The organism is Sinorhizobium terangae (genome assembly GCF_009601505.1).
GTDB lineage: Bacteria > Pseudomonadota > Alphaproteobacteria > Rhizobiales > Rhizobiaceae > Sinorhizobium > Sinorhizobium terangae.
Genome location: NZ_WITC01000128.1, coordinates 1 through 17880, shown reverse-complemented (window position 1 = coordinate 17880; position 17880 = coordinate 1). Strand labels below are relative to the sequence as shown.

Annotated in this window: 15 protein-coding genes and 5 pseudogenes; 8 read left to right on the top strand and 12 right to left on the bottom strand. The window is 61.5% G+C overall.

Going from position 1 to position 17880, the window contains the following annotated elements; genetic code table 11:
• Positions 1–190 precede the first annotated feature (190 nt).
• Both GHK62_RS31085 and GHK62_RS31080 read left to right on the top strand, forming a co-directional pair.
• A pseudogene (locus tag GHK62_RS31085) lies at positions 191–1239 on the top strand (LysR family transcriptional regulator).
• A 300-nt stretch (positions 1240–1539) separates the two neighbouring features.
• Positions 1540–2220 carry a hydrolase gene (locus GHK62_RS31080; protein WP_153442803.1) on the top strand — a complete coding sequence of 227 codons (681 nt, stop codon included), beginning with the start codon at positions 1540–1542 and terminating at the stop codon, positions 2218–2220.
• A 259-nt stretch (positions 2221–2479) separates the two neighbouring features.
• On the opposite strand, the pseudogene GHK62_RS31075 reads toward GHK62_RS31080, so the two are convergent.
• From GHK62_RS31075 to ampC, 3 genes and pseudogenes are all read right to left on the bottom strand, one after another.
• Positions 2480–3356: pseudogene (locus GHK62_RS31075) on the bottom strand (RcgR family putative quorum lactone hydrolase); the annotation flags it as partial.
• Positions 3357–3714: pseudogene (locus tag GHK62_RS31070) on the bottom strand (RcgA family putative transporter); the annotation flags it as partial.
• Positions 3715–3729: 15 nt separating this feature from the next.
• Positions 3730–4878 (bottom strand): class C beta-lactamase, encoded by a 1149-nt coding sequence (ampC, locus tag GHK62_RS31065; RefSeq protein WP_153442805.1) that lies wholly within the window; start codon positions 4876–4878, stop codon positions 3730–3732.
• 428 nt (positions 4879–5306) lie between these two features.
• Between ampC and greA the strand changes: the two genes are divergently transcribed.
• Positions 5307–5792, top strand: a complete 486-nt coding sequence (greA, locus tag GHK62_RS31060) for a transcription elongation factor GreA (RefSeq protein ID WP_184109006.1) — start codon at positions 5307–5309, stop codon at positions 5790–5792.
• Between the two features lie 39 nt (positions 5793–5831).
• Here greA and GHK62_RS31055 read toward each other — a convergent pair whose 3' ends face one another.
• The 4 genes from GHK62_RS31055 to GHK62_RS31040 form a co-directional block, all read right to left on the bottom strand.
• Positions 5832–6290 carry a pyridoxamine 5'-phosphate oxidase family protein gene (locus GHK62_RS31055; protein ID WP_153442809.1) on the bottom strand — a complete coding sequence of 153 codons (459 nt, stop codon included), beginning with the start codon at positions 6288–6290 and terminating at the stop codon, positions 5832–5834.
• 274 nt (positions 6291–6564) lie between these two features.
• On the bottom strand, positions 6565–6900 hold the full coding sequence (locus tag GHK62_RS31050; protein WP_153442851.1) for a hypothetical protein: 336 nt from the start codon (positions 6898–6900) through the stop codon (positions 6565–6567).
• A 6-nt stretch (positions 6901–6906) separates the two neighbouring features.
• Entirely contained in the window at positions 6907–7221 is a 315-nt protein-coding gene (locus tag GHK62_RS31045) for a hypothetical protein (protein WP_153442811.1), read from the bottom strand.
• Positions 7222–7578: 357 nt separating this feature from the next.
• Positions 7579–8262, bottom strand: a complete 684-nt coding sequence (locus tag GHK62_RS31040; RefSeq protein WP_153442813.1) for a LexA family transcriptional regulator — start codon at positions 8260–8262, stop codon at positions 7579–7581.
• 784 nt (positions 8263–9046) lie between these two features.
• Here GHK62_RS31040 and GHK62_RS31035 point away from each other — a divergent pair.
• Together GHK62_RS31035 and GHK62_RS31030 are read left to right on the top strand one after the other, a co-directional pair.
• Positions 9047–9562 carry a helix-turn-helix domain-containing protein gene (locus GHK62_RS31035; RefSeq protein WP_153442815.1) on the top strand — a complete coding sequence of 172 codons (516 nt, stop codon included), beginning with the start codon at positions 9047–9049 and terminating at the stop codon, positions 9560–9562.
• 247 nt (positions 9563–9809) lie between these two features.
• Positions 9810–10430, top strand: coding sequence for a hypothetical protein (locus GHK62_RS31030; protein WP_153442817.1), 621 nt, complete (start codon positions 9810–9812; stop codon positions 10428–10430).
• A gap of 168 nt (positions 10431–10598) precedes the next feature.
• Here the strand turns inward: GHK62_RS31030 and GHK62_RS31020 are convergent, their stop codons facing one another.
• Together GHK62_RS31020 and GHK62_RS35320 are read right to left on the bottom strand one after the other, a co-directional pair.
• Entirely contained in the window at positions 10599–10955 is a 357-nt protein-coding gene (locus tag GHK62_RS31020) for a hypothetical protein (RefSeq protein ID WP_380784563.1), read from the bottom strand.
• 221 nt (positions 10956–11176) lie between these two features.
• Positions 11177–11414, bottom strand: a pseudogene (locus GHK62_RS35320) (hypothetical protein); the annotation flags it as partial.
• Positions 11415–11534: 120 nt separating this feature from the next.
• Between GHK62_RS35320 and GHK62_RS31015 the strand changes: the two are divergent.
• Together GHK62_RS31015 and GHK62_RS31010 are read left to right on the top strand one after the other, a co-directional pair.
• On the top strand, positions 11535–12059 hold the full coding sequence (locus tag GHK62_RS31015; protein WP_153442821.1) for a BA14K family protein: 525 nt from the start codon (positions 11535–11537) through the stop codon (positions 12057–12059).
• Positions 12060–12459: 400 nt separating this feature from the next.
• On the top strand, positions 12460–12924 hold the full coding sequence (locus GHK62_RS31010) for a BA14K family protein (protein ID WP_283064939.1): 465 nt from the start codon (positions 12460–12462) through the stop codon (positions 12922–12924).
• Between the two features lie 264 nt (positions 12925–13188).
• Here GHK62_RS31010 and GHK62_RS31005 read toward each other — a convergent pair whose 3' ends face one another.
• Positions 13189–14322 carry an alpha-hydroxy acid oxidase gene (locus GHK62_RS31005; protein ID WP_153442855.1) on the bottom strand — a complete coding sequence of 378 codons (1134 nt, stop codon included), beginning with the start codon at positions 14320–14322 and terminating at the stop codon, positions 13189–13191.
• Positions 14323–14506: 184 nt separating this feature from the next.
• Here GHK62_RS31005 and GHK62_RS31000 point away from each other — a divergent pair, with 184 nt between their 5' ends.
• On the top strand, positions 14507–15103 hold the full coding sequence (locus GHK62_RS31000) for a TetR/AcrR family transcriptional regulator (protein ID WP_153442823.1): 597 nt from the start codon (positions 14507–14509) through the stop codon (positions 15101–15103).
• Positions 15104–15662: 559 nt separating this feature from the next.
• Here GHK62_RS31000 and GHK62_RS30995 read toward each other — a convergent pair.
• Both GHK62_RS30995 and GHK62_RS30990 read right to left on the bottom strand, forming a co-directional pair.
• Positions 15663–16849, bottom strand: a pseudogene (locus GHK62_RS30995) (IS91 family transposase).
• Between the two features lie 13 nt (positions 16850–16862).
• Positions 16863–17750: a tyrosine-type recombinase/integrase gene (locus tag GHK62_RS30990; RefSeq protein ID WP_153437046.1), complete on the bottom strand. Its 888-nt coding sequence runs from the start codon at positions 17748–17750 to the stop codon at positions 16863–16865.
• Positions 17751–17880 lie beyond the last annotated feature (130 nt).

Genomic DNA, 17880 nt, shown 5'->3' with positions numbered 1-17880 from the left:
GACAGGTGCAGGCCCGCCGCCCTTCAACCTCTTGTTCGCCTCGCTCGGCGCCGGTACCGCAGCGACTCTCAAGATGTACGTCGCGGAGAAGGGCTGGCAGCTCGCGTCTCTTGATGTGGAGCGTCCGCATTGTAGAGGGGAATGCCATTGATGGTCCGCACCTCGAGGGTGGTGTCACCTGGCATGAATAATGCGGCCGCGCAAGCAGGCCGCGGGGCTTCCCATCGAAGTTATTGTTCGATACGGTAGAACGATGCGATGGCGTTTCGACGATATCCTGGCGTTTGTTCGCGTGATGGAGGCTGGCAGCATCACGGCCGCCGCCGAGCGCATGAATCTATCTAAGTCTGTCGTCAGCAAGCGTATCAGTGATCTGGAGCACGCTTTGGGCGTCGAGCTTTTTCGGCGGTCGACCCGTCAGGTTCGACCGACAGAAAATGGCGAGGCTTTCCACGAGCGCATTGTCCCGCTGCTGCACGAGATCAATGAAACAGCAGAAAGCCTGTCAGCAAAAGGGCAGAGGCCCCTGCAAGGGCAGCTCCGCATCACGGCACCAATGTCGTTTGGTATCATGTATCTCGGTCCGTTGATTGCAGAATTTGCGCGGCGCCATTCTGAATTGGAGATGGCCATCGATTATGAGGATCGTCTCGTTGACCTCGTTCACGGCGGTTACGATCTTGGCATCCGCATAGGGCATCTGAAAGATTCTCGCCTGAAGGCGCGCAAGCTTTGCGAATGTACGCGGCTCGTCTGCTGTAGTCCGAGCTATGCAAAGGCACACGGGCTTCCAAAGAGTGTCGCCGAACTCACCGAGCACACCTGCATCGATTACGCCTACGTTCACGCCAATCGCATCTGGGATTTCGAAAGCGAAAGGGCCGGTGGGAAGCCCGTATCGGTCACCATGCGTAGTCGAATCGTCACGAACAATGGCGAAGCAATGAGAGATATGGCGGTGCGGGGGTGGGGATCGTATCAATGCCGATGTTCCTCGTAGCCAAGGAGCTGCGCGAAGGAACGCTTATCCCGGCGCTGCCCCCTGGCACCGTGCAACCCCCTTATACGATAGCCGCGATCTATCCGCCAACACATCACGTATCTACAAAGATCCGGATGTTTATCGACTACCTTGTGAAATTCTTCACCCCGCCGCTTCCTTGGGAGGGGCTGATGGAAGTTGCTGAGCAGTCGCCATTGCTGGCTTCGCGAGTGTCGGCAGACGACGACGCCATCTAGAACGGTTGCCGTATCGCGTCTGGCTATACCCTTGGCTTGTACTGCGGGAAGGCGCTACCTTACGATGCGCTGCACGCCGGCAGCCCCTTTAAGGCTTCCGACATCACCGACAGCTACCCGACGCTTGCTGTGATAGCGTCGCTGGGGGCCCGATTGTTTCGATCTGCCCTGACACAGGGTTCTGTAAGCGCTAGTCTTAGTCTAGCAAAGCGGTTTCAACTCGCGTTAATTTAGCTCGCGCCCCTTCAGTTCTAGAAACACACCAAGGCGCCACCACAGCCCAAGAGGAAGGATTACTCCATGACCGCACCCGCTAATTTCAATGGGGCTCGTCCGGTGATCGACCCCAAGGACGCCGCGATGCTGTTGATCGATCATCAAAGTGGTCTCTTCCAAACCGTGGCCGATATGCCGATGCCGGTATTGCGTAATCACGCTATCGCGCTCGCCAAAATGGCCACGCTCTGCAAGATACCGGTAATTACAACAGCGTCTGTTCCGCAGGGACCCAATGGCCCCCTGATTCCCGAGATTCATGAGGCCGCACCGCACGCTCAATATGTCGCGCGCACGGGTCAGATCAACGCCTGGGACAACCCAGATTTCGTTGAGGCTGTGCGAAAGACTGGAAAGAAGACGCTGATCGTCGCAGGCACGGTCACGAGCGTATGCATGGCGTTCCCCGCAATCAGTGCCGTTCAGGAGGGCTATAAAGTATTCGCGGTTGTCGACGCCTCTGGCACCTACTCCAAGATGGCGCAGGAGATCAGGCTGGCTCGCATCGTGCAGGCTGGTGTCGTCCCGACAGACACCGCCGCTGTCGCGTCTGAGCTGCAGAGCACTTGGCACCGCGACGATGCCCAGCAGTGGGCCGAGCTGTACACCCTGATCTTCCCGCCCTACAAGCTGCTGATCGAAAGCTATGCAAAGGCGCAAGAAGTCATACAGAAGAACGAGCAGCTCGACTCCAGTCGCGCATAGGCACTCTCCAACCTCAATCGGAGAGCTGACAGCACTATCAAGGCGACGAATGATGCGAGGCCGCCGTGATCAACGATCTTCCGGCAGGACCAAAACATCGATTTGAATTGCGAAGTGAGAAGGACGTGACCGTTGATCTACGCGATCTAAGGTGGGCACTGGTCACGTCCCAACACCGCAGCCTGAGGCCTTCTGCGGCTTTCGGTAACAGGGTCACTCTCTTTGCCAGCGACGATCATGTCACCTTCGCAGTAAACGGCATGAATTTCTCCGACAGCTCTGGCAAAACCACTTTGTCTCTCTCAGCCAACACAACGTGAAGATCGAGACCAGGCCGTGCCAGATTATGCGCGTAATTCTCCAAGTTGAGCGGACTCCATGCCTTTCGGAGATCGGTGAGCTCAATTACGGGCTCAAGGCTGTCACGTATCGATCGGGTCGCGCGCCCCCCGTCCAAACCATGTCTGCGAGACTACCCGCCGTCAAAAATAATGAGGCCTTCGATACACCCGGATCATGCGCAGCGATCAATCCCGCAACCCATGAGCCAAGGCTCATGCCGAGAACCGAGACCTCTCGATAGTCTTCGCTCTTCAGCCAGCGGATGAGCTTTCGCCCGTCCCATACGGCCTGCCTTACAGATTGGATCGTTCGGCCGAGATTCGAACTAAGCATATAATCGGCGTACAGCGAGCCGGGACGGCTGCGCTCGAAGTGATAAGGCATAGCAATCTCGACAACCGTGATCCCACGCTGCGAGAAAACTTGGCAATCTGACGATTTCGGGCGCTGGCATTCCAGTGATGAAAAATCACCAATGCCTGATCGAGCGAGCCGCTCTCGGTGATTTTTGCCCAAACGACGTTGTTCTCTTCGACGTCAGTAGAAATGCCCGATGGAAATCTGAGCCACCCATCGTCCCTTTCAAAGCCCTGAGTGCTCCCGCTCGGCTCATCGTAAAAGCTTGAATCAGACAGGGCCTGGTCCGCAAGGACACAAAACTCGTCGATGGTTTCTATCCTCTTCTCGCCCGGAATGGCCCTGCCGGCGTCGAGAATGAAATCCGTTACTTTCTTCGCTTCCTCACCGCGCCGCGCCCGCCGCTCGTCCCAACGATCAAGCCAATTATGATACACCTGGTTGCTTCCTAACTCGCTTGCTCGCCATCGCCCAAACTCTGGATCAAAGAGACCGTACGTCGCGAGCAGCACTCCAACGCCGACGAGGATCGAAAAGCCCTCAAAGGCATCGATCAACAAGTAGCTGGCAAAGAGCAACCCTACGACTGCAGACATCCTCCGTAGAGGCACGCGAAACCGCTTTCCGACACCCAAGCGGATGGAACCGTACAGAAAAACGATACAGGTCGAAATGGCGACTAGGAGGCTGCTGTAATGCGTTGGCATCCTATAGCTAAAAGCTATTGCCGCCGTCGTGGCGCTCATACATGGTCGAAGACATATCGTGGGCTATCCAGGTCACGATATCAGATCCTTATGAGTCTATGCCCTAGTTCGAAAGCAGCGCTTCGATCAGGGCATAGGTTGCCCGAACTCGCGCTTCATTGGGATAGTTCCTGTTCGCGAGGACGACGATACCGAGGTTCTCGCGCGGAAGCAGCACGACATAGCCGCCGAAGCCGTTCGTCGATCCCGTCTTGTTGATGATGACATCCTTCTGCGGGGCAAGCGCCGGCTTGATCCTTTCTGCCTTCTGCGGATGAAGGATGAAATCATAGCCGTTACCCGCCACCATCGTCTCGAGATCGACGGGCCAGGGGTACTGCTCCCAGATCATGTCCTGCGTGAATTTGGCGGTTCTGAACTGGCCTTCCCGAGTGCGCTCAACAGCCGCTTTCAACTCCGGGGAAACGGTCGCGTTTCCGAGTTCCACATCCAGGAGCTTCAGCATGTCGCGCGCGCTCGATTTGATGCCGTAGGCTTCCGCGTCGAGGACGCCCGGGGTGACGCGGATCGGCTTGTCGGTCTTGCGCTCGTAGCCGAAGGCGTAGTTGTCCATCGCCTTGGCGGGCACGTCGATAAAGGTGTTCTCAAGACCGAATGCGGGGATCAGCACCGTCTCGACCGCCTGCGTATAGTCCATTTCCATCGCGCTTGCGGCGATGTGGCCAAGAAGGCCGATGCTGATATTGGAATAGCTGCGCGTTCCAGGCTGTGGCGGCTGCCAGTCCTGGAGCCAATTCACGAGCTCTTTCGTGTCCGCGATGTCATCGGGAACCTGCAGCGGCAGCCCGCCGGAATGATGGGTCGCGAGATCCATGAGTATCATGTCGTTGCCGATCGAGCAGGCGTCGGCGCACAGATGGCGGGAAACCTTGTCATCCAGGGATAGCTGGCCGCGCTGTTCGGCGAGCGCCGCCAGCGTCACGTTGAAGACCTTGCTGATCGATCCCAGCTCGAAAAGCGTGTCGGGGTTTACCGGACGGTTGTCGGCACTTGATGCGAGGCCCGTCGCATAGAAGCCATGCTCGCCGTTCTTGGTCATGCCCACGACGAGCCCGGGAATCTTGTATTCCTCGATGACGCCCGCAAAGGCGGCGCTCGCTTTCGACTGGAAGGCGTCTTCGTTTGCCGCAGCGGGCGAGAAGGGGAGCGTTGAGACGATCAGGCTGAAAGCTGCCAGTTTTAGGCTTGTCATTTGTGACCTTTCTGTCGGCGACGAATCGGGTGGTGGATATCTCAACCTCTGCTAGAGGGCAAAGTCATGACAGAAATGTCGAAGTGTCTGGCAAATTGTGGACGCGCGGAGGTTGACGGTGGAGATCGGCATGGGCGCCGGAAGCGGACGCTGGGCACCGGGCGGGATTCCAGTCGCGCCGGCGATCGGAAACATCGTATAGTAGGCATCCGCATCGGCCACTGGTCGGGTCCGTGGTCGCCGCATCCGGATTCTGACAACGCTGTTGTTTTCGCCGGCGCTGTCAGACATCGCGTCCTTGAAAAGACGCAATTCCCGGACGGAAAACCGTTACACCCTTTTCCGGGAATTGCTCCTCTAGACTGCGCAATTCCAGATGGAAAACCGCTATACACTATTCCTGGAATTGCTTTAAACGGAGTTCGATCGTGAGCGTTGCCTTCGTCAAGGAAGAAAGTGCCGAAACGGCTGCGGAAACCCTGCTGCCCGACCGTGCGATTTCACCCCATCCGAACCTGGTCACGGAAGCGGGATTGAAGGCGCTCGAAATGCAGCTCCGGCAGGCGCGCGAAGCCTATGATGCGACGAACGCGATCGAAGACGTGAACGAACGGCGGCGGCAGGCGGCAAACCCGTTGCGCGATCTGCGCTACTTTGCGGAACGCGTTCGCTCGGCCCAGCTTGTGCCCGACCCGACATCAAACGACACCGTTGCCTTCGGCAGCACGGTCACCTTCAGCCGTGACGACGGGCGTGTGCAGACCTATCGGATCGTGGGAGAGGACGAAGCCGATCCTAAGGCGGGATCGATTTCCTATGTCTCGCCGGTCGCAAGGATTCTCATGGGCAAAGCCGTCGGCGATGTCGTCGGCGTCGGCGATCAAGAGCTCGAGATCATCGCAATCTCTGCATGAGGCGAAGGAACGGCCCCGGAAGAGAGGCTTAAACGGCATTTATACCGGTTCGCCCGCCATCGCCGCGCGGCCGGTGATCTCCTCGATGTCTATGCAATAGAAAACATGCGGGGAGGCGTCTGCGATCGGCTGCGGGCCGGGCTTCAGGCCGCCCGGCTCCCACCAGTTGACGTGCTTTTCGAGGAGCGACCAGGCATGCAGGCGCTCATGGCGCCATTGATCGGTATCCGGCAGTTCCAGGTAGCGGCCTGAGAGGACGACGCTCTTCCACTGGTTGTGGCTCACAAGCTCGTCGACCTCGACGCAAACGCAAGGATTGTCGCGCATCCACTCGATCTTCTGTCCGAGCATCGAGAAGCCGTAGAGGCATCGGCTGGCGAGCGCATAGTGGATCGGAACGATATAGGGCCTGCCCTCCCGGCAGCAGGCGAGCCGGCCGAGGCGGCCCGAGGCGACGAGCGCGATACATTCCTGCTCGGTCATTTCCCTGACGAACATGACACCCCTCCTTAACGGCAGCGCCGCGCGTCTTGTCGGACGCGCAGGGGATGCTGCAGCACTTCGCGTTGCATGTCTTATCCTCAAATCGGCTGCGACTTAAGGAAACATACAGTTGGTTTCGGATCGCGCACTCTTCCCGGAGCGCTCTCTATACCATCCATGAAAGAAGCTTTTAGTCGCTCGCCGGGGCGCGCACCTTGATGCCGATCAAGGAGACGCAGCGAAGGCGAAAGTGCGGGGCAGGGCCTCGCTGGCCCTATTCTTATGCCGGCTACCGTTCAGCCGGGCTTGCTGGCGCGGCCGAGCGGCCCGATACGAGCGTCAAGCGAGGGGAGGCGGGCTTTGTCGCTTGAGGGGGCGCGATGCCGGCGGGCTTCGGCGCGTTCCCCGTCGCATCACCCAACGTTGGCACAACATGCAGGGCTTCGACAGTCCCATAGGCGGGCTCCCGTTCGAGCGCGGTAGCGATCTTCTTCAGCATTTCCCTCACACGAAAGGCATGCCGGGCGGCGGCCTCGGCTTCGGTCGCATAATAGGCGGCGCTCATCGCCTCGATCAGGTTCAAGGCGGCGAGATTGACGACGGCGTAGGTTTCGGCGCGCATCATGACCACCTAAAACTGCTGGCGATGATTGTGGGTGCCGACCTGGCGCTGGTCGCGGCCGGTGCCACCTACGGTAAATTCGCGCTCGTGGTTGAGCGCGAAGAAGGCGTCGTCAGTGAGCTCGGAGGCGGGCAGGGCCTCGCGCTGGAACACATTGCCATCGGCGCCGAGATGCCAGGCAAGCGAGGCGAGGCTGGAATAAACACTCGCCAGAAAGGTCTTCAGCGCCTGCTGGTTCTCGGCATCGCTCGATCGGCGAAGATCGGCGGCAAAGAGTTCGTCGATGTGGCCGTGCAGGCCGGATTTTATCATGAGGATGGACATGCCGGCGCGCTCTCCCGGTCACCGATGGGTCTGGCTGCCGCATCGGTCGTGTTGTTTGTGTTGACCGCAACATCGCGTGCGACTTTGTCTATGTCAACACGGATCGTGTTGTTTTGGTGTTGTCGACATGGAATTTTGTTCGATGGGGAATCAAGAGCGGCGCGGGGCGCATCCACGCAGCTCAACTGACTTGATGGGGGCAACGGGCATTCCCCGTTCCGTCATCCTCGGGCTTGACCCGAAGATCCAGAACCGAGTCACCGCTTATGTTCAGGGCGCCATCTGCTGTCCGTGTTCGGATCCTCTGGTCAAGCCCGAGGATGACGGCCGGTAGGGTGAGGCGCCGCCACCCGCGCCTCACGCGTTCCCGGCGAGTGCGATGTAGTGGACCGAGTGGACGGTGTTGGCGTCGAAGCGGAGTTCCTTTGGCGGGTTGAACTGCTCGAGCACCAATTCGGCGGTGTTGTGGCGGACGAACTTCTTGACGTAGGCGAGCAGCGCGCCATTTTCTTCGAGCCGGATCTGGGCGATCACGTAGTCGCCGCGCCTCACCGGACGTTTGGGGTCGACAAAGCAGACCTCACCGTCCTCATAGCGCGGATACATGGAATCGCCGGAAACCGAGACTGCATAAGCGCCGGAAATGTCCGAGAGGATCGGCGGCGCCATGACTTCGTACAACACATTGCCATTCATTAGGAATTCACCATCCACTCCGCCGACGGCTTGGCCGAAGACCGGGATCTTTTTGCCCTGGCCCACGATCGGGGTGACACTCGTGCCGTTCGGCTTGTAGACGCCCACTGGCTCCACGGGCGCAGCACTGTTGCCGGTCCGGCGGTCGCCCTCCAGCAGCCAGTACGGATCGACATTGAAACGGCGGCCGTAGATCTTGGCTTCGGCGAGTTCGAAGTCGTTCTGACCGTTTTCGTGGGCGCGATAGGTCGAGGCGATGACGCCAAGCGCGTTCGCGGCATCGGAGGCAAACCGATAGCCGGCCTTCCGGCGCGCCTCGCGCAATCTTTCAGCTTTGTCGCTCATGGCTCGGAACATGTTTCTTGCTCGTGGTTCGGAACATATCGACATGAATAACACAAATCATGTTGACATGACAACATGAACAATGTCATTCATGCCGACATGGAAACGCGAACAACGGAGGATGGTGATGAAGAGGCGGCAGCGTAAGATTTTACCGACCTTCGTCCGGTGCGCGCCTTTCAAGCCTTCGGCGGTGCCCTAGATCAGTCTTGTGGAGCATCTACTGCGATGCGCGAAGGGGGACCGAGCGGCGTCGGCAGAAGGGCGCCACGCACGATCTTCCCCGGCTTTGAGGTGTGGAAAAGCCCGCGCCCCGTGGTTCTTGGGAGTGTGGGGTGCAGACGGAAACCGCTTCGCACTTTTCCTGCACTCCTGAGGTTTCTTGGGGGGGCGGGCTGCAGACGGAAAACCGCTTCGCACTTTTCCTGCACCCCGCAGAACTGATCGCCGCTCTCCTCCCCGGCGGTCAGCGCGAAGCCCTGCCGGCTGGATCTCAACCGACAGGGCTTCGCACCCGAACCAGACGTCGCCGACCGCGGCCGAGGGAGTTCCCGCCGGCTGGCTCCGTGCGGGAATTCGAGAACATCGATGGATGGCGGATCGCGGCGCCGGTCTCGACAAAAATGATGGCGAAGACGGTGCAGGTGGCTGTGTCCGTCGACCGCTTCGTGCAGTTACCATGTCGGTTGAGAAAAACTTAGCCGGCAAATGAATTGAGCCATTGTTGGGCTCGCAGAACAAGGGCCGGCAAAGAGCGCGCCGGCAGGGGAAACAGCAGAGAGGAATGACGAACCCTTCGGAAGAAACACAGTCGCAACTGGCACGGCTCAGCAAGCACTACGGCGCCGTGCGCGAACGGCTGGTCCGGCCGACAAACGCGGTCGTTTCGGCGGCCGCGGCGGCGGAGCTCGAAAGGCGGGTCCAAGCGCTTGCGAGCGACAACGCGGCGAAGGCGCGGCGGATCGCGGCGCTCGAGACGGAGCTTGCCGATGCCGGGGCGCGGCTGATCGCCCAGGCGCAGGTGCTGCTTGGACAGCGGGCGGGCGAGGAGGCCGAGGACGGCGACCGGCCGCCGGTCGAGGAGATCGTTGCGGCGGTGCTCGAACGGTTCCCGGGGGTCAGCTGGGAGGACATCATCAGCGTGCGGCGCGAGCGCCGGCTGGTCGAGCCCCGGCACGCCTGCATGCGCGCCGTCTACGACGCCCGCAAGGACCTCTCGCTACCGCTGATCGGCCGCATCTTCCGCCGCAACCATGTGACCGTACTCGGCGTCGTCCAACGGCGATCCGCGGAGGCCTGAGCCGGTCGTGGCTTGGCGATCGGCGTAAGCGTTTCAAGGAGTTGCGCTTGATTTCAGAGAAATCGATTCACGTGCTCCGCGCCCGACTGGGACGAGACGGACGGACATTTTCCTCACCGTGCTCTCCTATCGCGCGGCGAGGAACGGATGCCGGGAACCACTTTTCCTACCCCGCTTCTTGTTGACGCGGGCTAGACGCAAAACCGCTTCACACTTTTCCTACCCCGCTTTTGAAAGGACCCCGAAAATGACGAGCAAAGCCCACAAACTGCGTGCAAAGCGCAAGGCCCAGCTTGGACGCCCGCGCAAGGTCAATGCCGCGCGCTTTGCCTGCGGCAAGATCCGGCCGGAATGGTCAAGACAGGAGAGCGAAAAGGAGATGATCGCGGTGGCACTGGCGGCGCGCAAGCGCATGCACGGGCTGGACACAACGAGCGCCTTTGCCGGCTACACGCTCGGCCGCCTGTTCCTGGACGGGCGAATCACCGCCGAGCAGCGCGAGGCGGGCGATGACTATGCCGTGGCGATGGCGCGCTATTATCATCGGAACGGCATTGCCTACCCGAGCGTGCGGGCCCAGGCGCTCGATCGCGTCGCGGGACACCCGGGCGAGACGACCGAGGAGCGCGCGCGGATCGCGCTGAAGGCCGCCGATCGGATGATGCGGCTCGACAGCGTGCTTTCCGGATGCGCGGAAGGACGGCAGGTGAAAACCACTGTCTTCAACGTCTGCGTCATGGACTATGAGGGCCTGCGGCTGATGCCGGAGCCGCAACTCGCATGGTTGAAACGCGGCCTCAACGCGCTGCTCTTCGACAAGGGCTTGCGTGAATATGGAGAGGGCGGTGCTCTGTTTGAGCAATTATAGGAATATTTTCCTTGACACTGGCAGTTTCCAGTGTCTGGAGCAGCCTCCTGCCACAGCGCCGCGCGTCTAACCGGACGTGCAAAGGTCGCTGTAGCGCTTTGAATTGCTGCATGATTTAAATCGATTCCGATTTAAGGAATCATGCAGCAATGACGACATCCCACAGCCTCACGGCGCTGTTGGCGGGGGCGTGATGCCCAGGTAGTAGTCGTTCTGGTGGCTGCCCTGGTATTCGTTGGTGTAGCGATCGCGGGCCGCCCCCAGGTTCGCCGGCGGAATCCGATAAGAGCGCTGATAATAGATGCTGCCGGTGGGCATCGGATCGACGTAAACGACGTCCGGTGTCGGATCGGCGTAGTAGATACTGCCTGTCGGCGCGCGATCCACATAGTACATGTCGGCAAGGGCCGGTGCGGCCGCGCCGACAAGGGCGGATGTGAGGACGAGTGTTTTCAGAGATACTCTCATGGCATTGCTCCTGTGTCCGTTCCAGCATCCGGCCACAGCACGGACGCCGTGCAGCATGCGCCCTCTCTCCGGCGCCCGAACGTCACTTCCGACGCAAAAAGGCCACCTCCCGCATTTTACCCCTAAAACGATCCCGGTTTAAGGGAACATGCAGGACGAACGCTGCGGTTGAGACGATAACGCCGTAGCGGCAAGAGCGTTCCCGATGGTCGGCGCGGGCGTGACAGGGCGTTCCTCAGTTGGCATGATTTTTCGCTCGGCCGTAGCCGCGAATTTCCTCATTCCCCGTGCTTGTTGTTTAGCCCCGGGGACATGGCGGACACCTGTTCGGATACATCACTGACGGATTGCGTTGGTCAAGTTGATTGTTGCGATGTGACGGGCAGCGAAGAAAACGCCGTAGTGGCCGTCGCGGTCGAGCGGGCGTCTCGCGAGCAAGATATCGCAGTTTTTTCGCGGTGGGTCGCGCGGTACCGTGATTCGGCCATTATTTGAACGAAATGCTTTCCTGCTGCTTGCGTAATTGCTTGAATCGAAACCGATTAAGGACAAAAATATGCAGCAGACTTAGAGTTCCGCAGCGCCGTTTGCGCGCCACGTTTGACGCGCGGCGCTGTGGAGGAAAAGGTGAAGCCAATGAAGAGGCTATCTATCATTGCCTTGTCGCTGGCGACGGCGCTGACGAGCGTGCCGCCGGCCATGGCGTTTCCCACCATTTCCGCTCCGACGGCCCCGAAGATCGGGGTGCCGGATGTGCAGCCGGTCCAGTACTGGCGTCATCGCGGCGGACACAGGGGCGGATGGGGCGGCCATCACGGCGGCCATCATCACCACCATGGCGGCGGCGACGATGACTGGGCCTGGGCGCTCGGCGGGCTTGCTGTCGGAGCGCTCCTCGGCGGCGCGCTGGCGCAGCCGAGTTATTACGGCCCCGGCTACTACAATGGCGGCTACTACGATAGCGGCTACTACAATGGCGGCTACTACGCCCCGACCTACCGTCCGCGCTACTACGCGCCGCGCTATTACCGCCAGACCTATTATGGTGGCAATGCGCACACGAACTGGTGCTATGCGCGCTACCGGTCCTATCGGGCTTACGACAACACGTTCCAGCCCTATTACGGTCCGCGCCAGGTGTGTGTCTCGCCTTACTATTGACGGTGGATACGGGTGACCCGTGTGCTGAGGGTACCGCGCGTTAAAACACACGCGCGGGGGATGCTATTTCCTTGAATTCGGCGGCGCGCAGGAGAGCCGCCCCATGCCGCGGCCGACGAGGCAGCAGCGAGTGGACGCGCGGCCCTGCAGGTCTTGAGGGGGAGCATTCAGTAGCCAGCCTACTGCATGTTTCCCTAAATCGTGCCCGATTTAAGGAAACAAACATGCAGCGCTTCAAAGTGCTACAGCGCCCTTTGCGCGTCCGATAAAACGCGCGGCGCTGTAGGCGAGAGAGCTTGCGGGGTCGCGCGGCCTTTCAATGCCAGATGGTGTATATTGACGGGGGATCAATTCTGCCGTGAGAAACGTTCCTTCATGAAGGAAGGGAAAGGTGAAGCCCGTGAAGATTGCAGCCACCATCGCACTTGCGCTCCTGACCGCCGTTTCGGCCGCGCCGCCGGTCAAGGCCCAGACGCCGTGCATCGGCGTCTGCATCGGCGTGCCGCTCAGGGGAAACTATGGCACTAACTACGGCAGCGGCTACCGGGGCATGTCCCGCCACGAGCTTTTCATCGAGCGGGAATACCGGGACTTCCAGGTCAACCGTTATCCGAACTCCGGCGCCGCCGCGCGCTATCGCGGCCAGCCTTACGACATAGGCATCGGCCCGGGCGCGACCGTCGGCGGGCCGAAGCCGCCAGCACTCGACCCGGGACGCGTGCGCCGGCAGCAGCAGCTGATCCGCTACGACGCCAATGCCCATATGCGCTGGTGCCGCGAGCGCTACATCTCCTACCGGTCGACCGACAATACCTTCCAGCCCCACGATGGACCGCGCCGCGCCTGCAATTCGCCATATAACTGAGCGGGCAGGGGAAGCCAGCGGTGGCGCTTCGCGTGCCGGAGGCAGCCGGCACTATTTACATCCGCTTAGCGCCCCGTAAGCGGTCATTAATAGGCCGGCGGACGCACGGCTCGTTTCGACCCTTAGCGGTCATTGCTGCTCCGACTGCGGCCCGCCGCCTGCATGGAAGGCGTGGTCGCCGAAGCCGACCATCTCCACTCGAGGGGGAGATGGTCGGCAGACCAGAGGGGGCGCTGTCCCGCCGGCGTCTCAGCGCTCGAGCCCCTAATTCAGCACCCTCCCATCAACCTCCGCGACGCTCCGCGTGCCCGTCAGTGCCATGGTGACGGATAGCTCGTTGCGCAGGATTTCGATGGCTGTCGCCACGCCCGCCTCGCCGCCAGCGCCGAGGCCGTAGACATAGGCGCGACCGACCAGGCAGGCCCGGGCGCCAAGGGCCAGCGCTCGCATCACGTCCTGGCCCGAGCGCACACCGCCGTCGAACAGCACCTCCACCTCCGAGCCTACCGCTTCGGCGATCCTCGGCAGCATCGAGATGGTCGAGGGCGCGCCATCGAGTTGCCGGCCGCCATGGTTGGAAACCACGATGGCGTCGGCGCCGGCCTTGCTGGCGCTGCGCGCGTCGTCGACGTTGAGGATGCCCTTGAGGATCAGCTTGCCCGGCCAGATGCTCCGGATCCAGTCGACATCGCTCCAGTTCAGCGCTGGATCGAACTGATGAGCCACCCAGTCCGCGACGGCCGTGACGCTGTCCTCGCCCTTCACGTGGCCGACGAGGTTGCCGAAAGTCCAGCGCTTTGCCGTGAGCATGCGAGCAGCCCAACCCGGTCGGCTGGCAATGTCCAGGATGGTGCGCGGCTTCAGCGCCGGCGGCACCGAAAGCCCGTTTCTGACATCGTCATGGCGCTGCCCCAGCACCTGCAGGTCAACAGTGAGCACCAGCGCGCTGCAGCGGGCTTCTTGCGCGCGCTCGGCCAGCGCGCGCACGAAGCCGCGGTCCTTCATCACATAGAGTTGGAACCAGAACGGCTTGCCGACCGCTTGGGCAACGTCTTCGATGGAGCATATCGACATCGTGCTCATTGTATAGGGAATGCCTGCGGCTTTCGCGGCGCGGCAGGCGAGGATCTCCCCATCGGCCCATTGCATGCCGCCGAGGCCGATCGGCGCAAGGGCCACCGGCAGCGACACCTTCTCGCCGAGGATCGTGGTTGCCGTGTCGCGATGCTCGACGTCGACCAGCACCCGCTGCCTGAGCGTGATGCGCTCGAGGTCGGCGCGGTTGGCGCGCAGCGTCTGCTCCGCATAGGAGCCGGCCTCGGCATAGTCGAAGAAGACGCGCGGCACCCGGCGACGCGCCGCCCTGCGCAGGTCCTCGATGCAGGTCATATTTGTCATGAGCTTTGGCTTCACCGACGCTGCGTCGGCCGTGTCAGGCGGTGTTACGATCCCTGTCGGGACATCGAGCGCTGTGGGGACTACCCGTTCCATCGTCGTCCTCCCATCGAATATTCGCTTGCGGTGATCATTGAAGGCCGCGTGCCCGCTGATGTAAATTCACTAGCGAGTATACTTACCGGCGATGGCGGCGCGCCCCATGCCCAGAGCGTCCGAGGAGACCAGGTCCGAAATCCTGCAGGCGGCTTACAAGCTGTTTCGCCGCCGCGGTTTTTTCCGCGTCGGCATGGATCAGATCGCGGATGCCGCGGGCGTCACCAAGCGCACGCTCTACTATCACTTCGACAGCAAGGACGCGCTGCTGACCGCGGTGCTCGCCTCGCAGCACGAGCGCAGCTTCGCCGACTTCCAGAATTACGGCATCGACCTGTCGGGCGGCGCGGACGCGCTGATCGACAAGCTGTTCGAAGGCTTGGTCAAGTGGTCTTCCAAGCCACGCTGGGCGGGCTCCGGCTTCACCCGGCTGGCCATCGAACTCGCCGATCTGTCCGGCCACCCCGCGCGCTCGATAGCGCGTGAGCACAAGGCCCTGTTGGAGCAGCATTTGGAAACGCTTCTCGCCGAAGCGAACGTGCCGTCGCCGAAGGAGCGGGCGCGCGAGCTGTTCCTGCTGATCGAAGGGGCGATGGTCATGATCCTGATCCACGGGGACCGTGGCTACTGCATCGCCGCGGCGGACGCGGCGAAGCGGCTGATCAGCCTGGGTCCCTCGCCCCGGTGAAACGAGGGATGCGCGCGGAGCACGTCCGGCCTATGTCCGGCTTGCTCGTTGTTATAGTCGCGGCCGATGCACTCCTCGGCTGCTGCCAGGTTTTGAAACAAGTCGGTGTAAAACAGACGGACGAGAGATTTTGCGGCATTCGGTGTTATAGCGGTCTCGCCAGGGCAGGCTTTTCTCCACATTGAGCAGCTTATCACAGCATACTTGCAACGACTGCTTTCCTGAAGGTTTTTCGATGCGGGCCGCAGCGCGACGTTTGCCGCTGGCGTTGGGCGGCCCGCGTTGACAAACCTTGGAAGGAGGAAGCCGCGGAGGCTGGGTGGGACCTATGGGGAAAGCGCGGGGCCGCGGGCGTCTGTTGTGGACTTCGGCGCTGCCGACAGACGCAAAGGCGCCGACCCGAGGGTGTGGGAGGCGATGATCGGAAGCAGATCTGGCGGTCTCGTTGGTGCCGATTTCGACGCTTTTGCGATGCTCAGTGTTATTGGGCGCAAAGCGATCCGATCCCGGAATGCAGAGTGTTTTCGGGTCGGCTTTGGCCAATGTGACGGGCACCTTGTCATGCGGCCTGCTTTCTCGGTGGCGCCCGGGCTCTGGGTTTCTGACCGCGTCGGAAGATCTCGATGATGCGCATCGGGCCACCGCACTCGGGGCATGGCTGTCTCAGAGTGAGCGGGATCGTCTCAGCGCTTGGCGGATCATTGTGTTTGGCCGTTTCCGCTCCGAGCAGAGCGCGGATCTTTGCGACCTTGGTCTTGCGGCCCGCACTGGCGAGCAGGCCGTAATGGCGGATGCGGTGGAAACCGTCGGGCAGCACATGGAGCAGGAAGCGGCGGATGAACTCGTCGGTGGCCAGCCGCATCACCTTCTGACGGTCGCCGGTCTTGATCCGGTAGTCCTTCCAGCGGAAGGTGACGGTCTCGGCATCGGCGCTGATCAGACGGCTGTTGGAGATCGCCACCCGGTGGGTATAGCGGCTGAGATAGGCGAGCACCGCTTCGGGACCGCCGAACGGCGGCTTGGCATAGACGACCCATTCTGATTTGCGCACAGCCAGGCGGCGAACGCGTCAGCCTCTGCGAGAGCTGTCAGATCAGCGTAGAACCTCAGATCGCCGGCGCAATGCAGTGCCCGCAGCCCTGCGATAAACAACCGCCGGAACAGTCGCGACAGAACCCGCACCGGCAGGAAGAACCCGGGGCGGCATGAGATCCACCGCGTGCCATCCGGCGACAGCCCGCCGCCGGGCACGATGATGTGCACATGCGGGTGATGGATCAGCGCCGATCCCCAGGTGTGTAGCACGCTGGTCATGCCGATGTGCGCGCCAAGCTGCCGGGGATCGGCGGCGATAGTGCTCAGCGTCTCGGCCGATACCCGAAACAGCAGGTCGTAGACAGCTTTCTTGTTCCAGTAAGCGATCTGCGCGATCTCGGCCGGCAGGGTGAAGACCACGTGGAAATACTCGACCGACAGCAGGTCTTCGGCGCGGGCGGCCATCCAGTCGCGCGCCGCGGGGCCCTGGCACTTCGGACAGTGCCGGTTCTTGCAGGAATTATAGGCGATGTGGTTATGCCCGCACTTGGTGCAAGCCGCCACATGCCCGCCGAGCGCCTCGGTTCGGCAGGCTTCGATCGCCGCCATGACCTTGAGCTGGGTCAGGCTGACATGCCCGGCATTGGCTCGCCGCCACGCAGGCCCATAGGCTCGGAAGATGTCAGCGATCTCCAGCTTTTGCCGGGGCACCCCGGCGCGCGCTTCATTCCAGCCGACGCCTCAGGGTGAGATCCTCCAACTGCTTCAGGCGCTCGAACGGGCTGATGGTGTCGCGGATCAACTTGGTGGCGACGTGGGTGTAGCGGGCGGTGCTGCTCAGCTTGGCATGGCCGAGCAGAACCTGGATCACCCGCACGTCGGTGTTCGCCTCCAGCAGATGCGTGGCGAAGCTGTGGCGCAGGGTATGCAGCGTTGCGGGCTTGGCGATGCCCGCCATGTGCTTGGCCGCGGTGAAGGCCCGGTTGAGCTGGCGCGGCGAGATCGGATTGATCTTCGGCTTGCCGGGAAACAACCATCCCCGCGGACGCGCCTCCCGCCAGTAATCGCGCAGCAGATCCAGCAAGCCCGGCGATAGCATGGCCTTGCGATCCTTGCCGCCCTTGCCTTCTTCGACGTGGATCAGCATGCGCTCGCTGTCGATGTCAGTGACCTTGAGGTGGCACACCTCCGACGCCCGCAGCCCGGCGCCATAGCTGATGCTGAGCGCCGCCCGATACTTCAGCCCGGGCCCGGGAGCCGCGGCCAGCAGGTCGGCGACCTCCTCGACGCTCAAGACGACCGGCAGCTTCTGCGGTTTGCGTTGGAACTGCATGTACCGCTTCATCTCCTCGCGCCCGCAGGTGATCCCGAAAAAGAACCTGAGCGCGATGATCCGGACATTGAATGTCGAGGGCGTCACCCCGGCATTGGTCATGTGTAGCTGGTAGGCCCGCAACTCCTCCGGCGTCGCCGTGTCGGGTGAGCGCCCCAGAAAGGCCGCGAAATCCTTGATCGCCCGGATGTGGCCTTGCTGCGCCTTGTCGCCCATCCCGCGGATGCGCATGTCCTCGATCATCCGCTCACGCAGCGCGGTGGTCTTCTCCTCTGTCATCGGACCCTCCTGTCCATCAGATTGAGAAGTCTCAATCGTCAGGCCAGGAACCCGAGACACAAAGAACCGACGTCGATCAGGAAACGCACCGCCAGCCACAAGCGCCATTGCCGCGCGAGCGGCTTAGTCC

Coding starts and splice junctions, on each gene's coding strand:
- GHK62_RS31005 (WP_153442855.1), bottom strand. CDS start 14,322: ATGACAAATATGACCTGCATCGAGGACCTGCGCAGGGCGGCGCGTCGC.
- GHK62_RS31020 (WP_380784563.1), bottom strand. CDS start 10,955: ATGCTGCACGGCGTCCGTGCTGTGGCCGGATGCTGGAACGGACACAGG.
- GHK62_RS31080 (WP_153442803.1), top strand. CDS start 1,540: ATGACCGCACCCGCTAATTTCAATGGGGCTCGTCCGGTGATCGACCCC.
- GHK62_RS31015 (WP_153442821.1), top strand. CDS start 11,535: ATGAAGAGGCTATCTATCATTGCCTTGTCGCTGGCGACGGCGCTGACG.
- GHK62_RS31040 (WP_153442813.1), bottom strand. CDS start 8,262: ATGAGCGACAAAGCTGAAAGATTGCGCGAGGCGCGCCGGAAGGCCGGC.
- GHK62_RS31000 (WP_153442823.1), top strand. CDS start 14,507: ATGGCGGCGCGCCCCATGCCCAGAGCGTCCGAGGAGACCAGGTCCGAA.
- GHK62_RS30990 (WP_153437046.1), bottom strand. CDS start 17,750: ATGACAGAGGAGAAGACCACCGCGCTGCGTGAGCGGATGATCGAGGAC.
- GHK62_RS31035 (WP_153442815.1), top strand. CDS start 9,047: ATGACGAACCCTTCGGAAGAAACACAGTCGCAACTGGCACGGCTCAGC.
- GHK62_RS31030 (WP_153442817.1), top strand. CDS start 9,810: ATGACGAGCAAAGCCCACAAACTGCGTGCAAAGCGCAAGGCCCAGCTT.
- GHK62_RS31045 (WP_153442811.1), bottom strand. CDS start 7,221: ATGTCCATCCTCATGATAAAATCCGGCCTGCACGGCCACATCGACGAA.
- GHK62_RS31055 (WP_153442809.1), bottom strand. CDS start 6,290: ATGTTCGTCAGGGAAATGACCGAGCAGGAATGTATCGCGCTCGTCGCC.
- ampC (WP_153442805.1), bottom strand. CDS start 4,878: ATGACAAGCCTAAAACTGGCAGCTTTCAGCCTGATCGTCTCAACGCTC.
- GHK62_RS31050 (WP_153442851.1), bottom strand. CDS start 6,900: ATGATGCGCGCCGAAACCTACGCCGTCGTCAATCTCGCCGCCTTGAAC.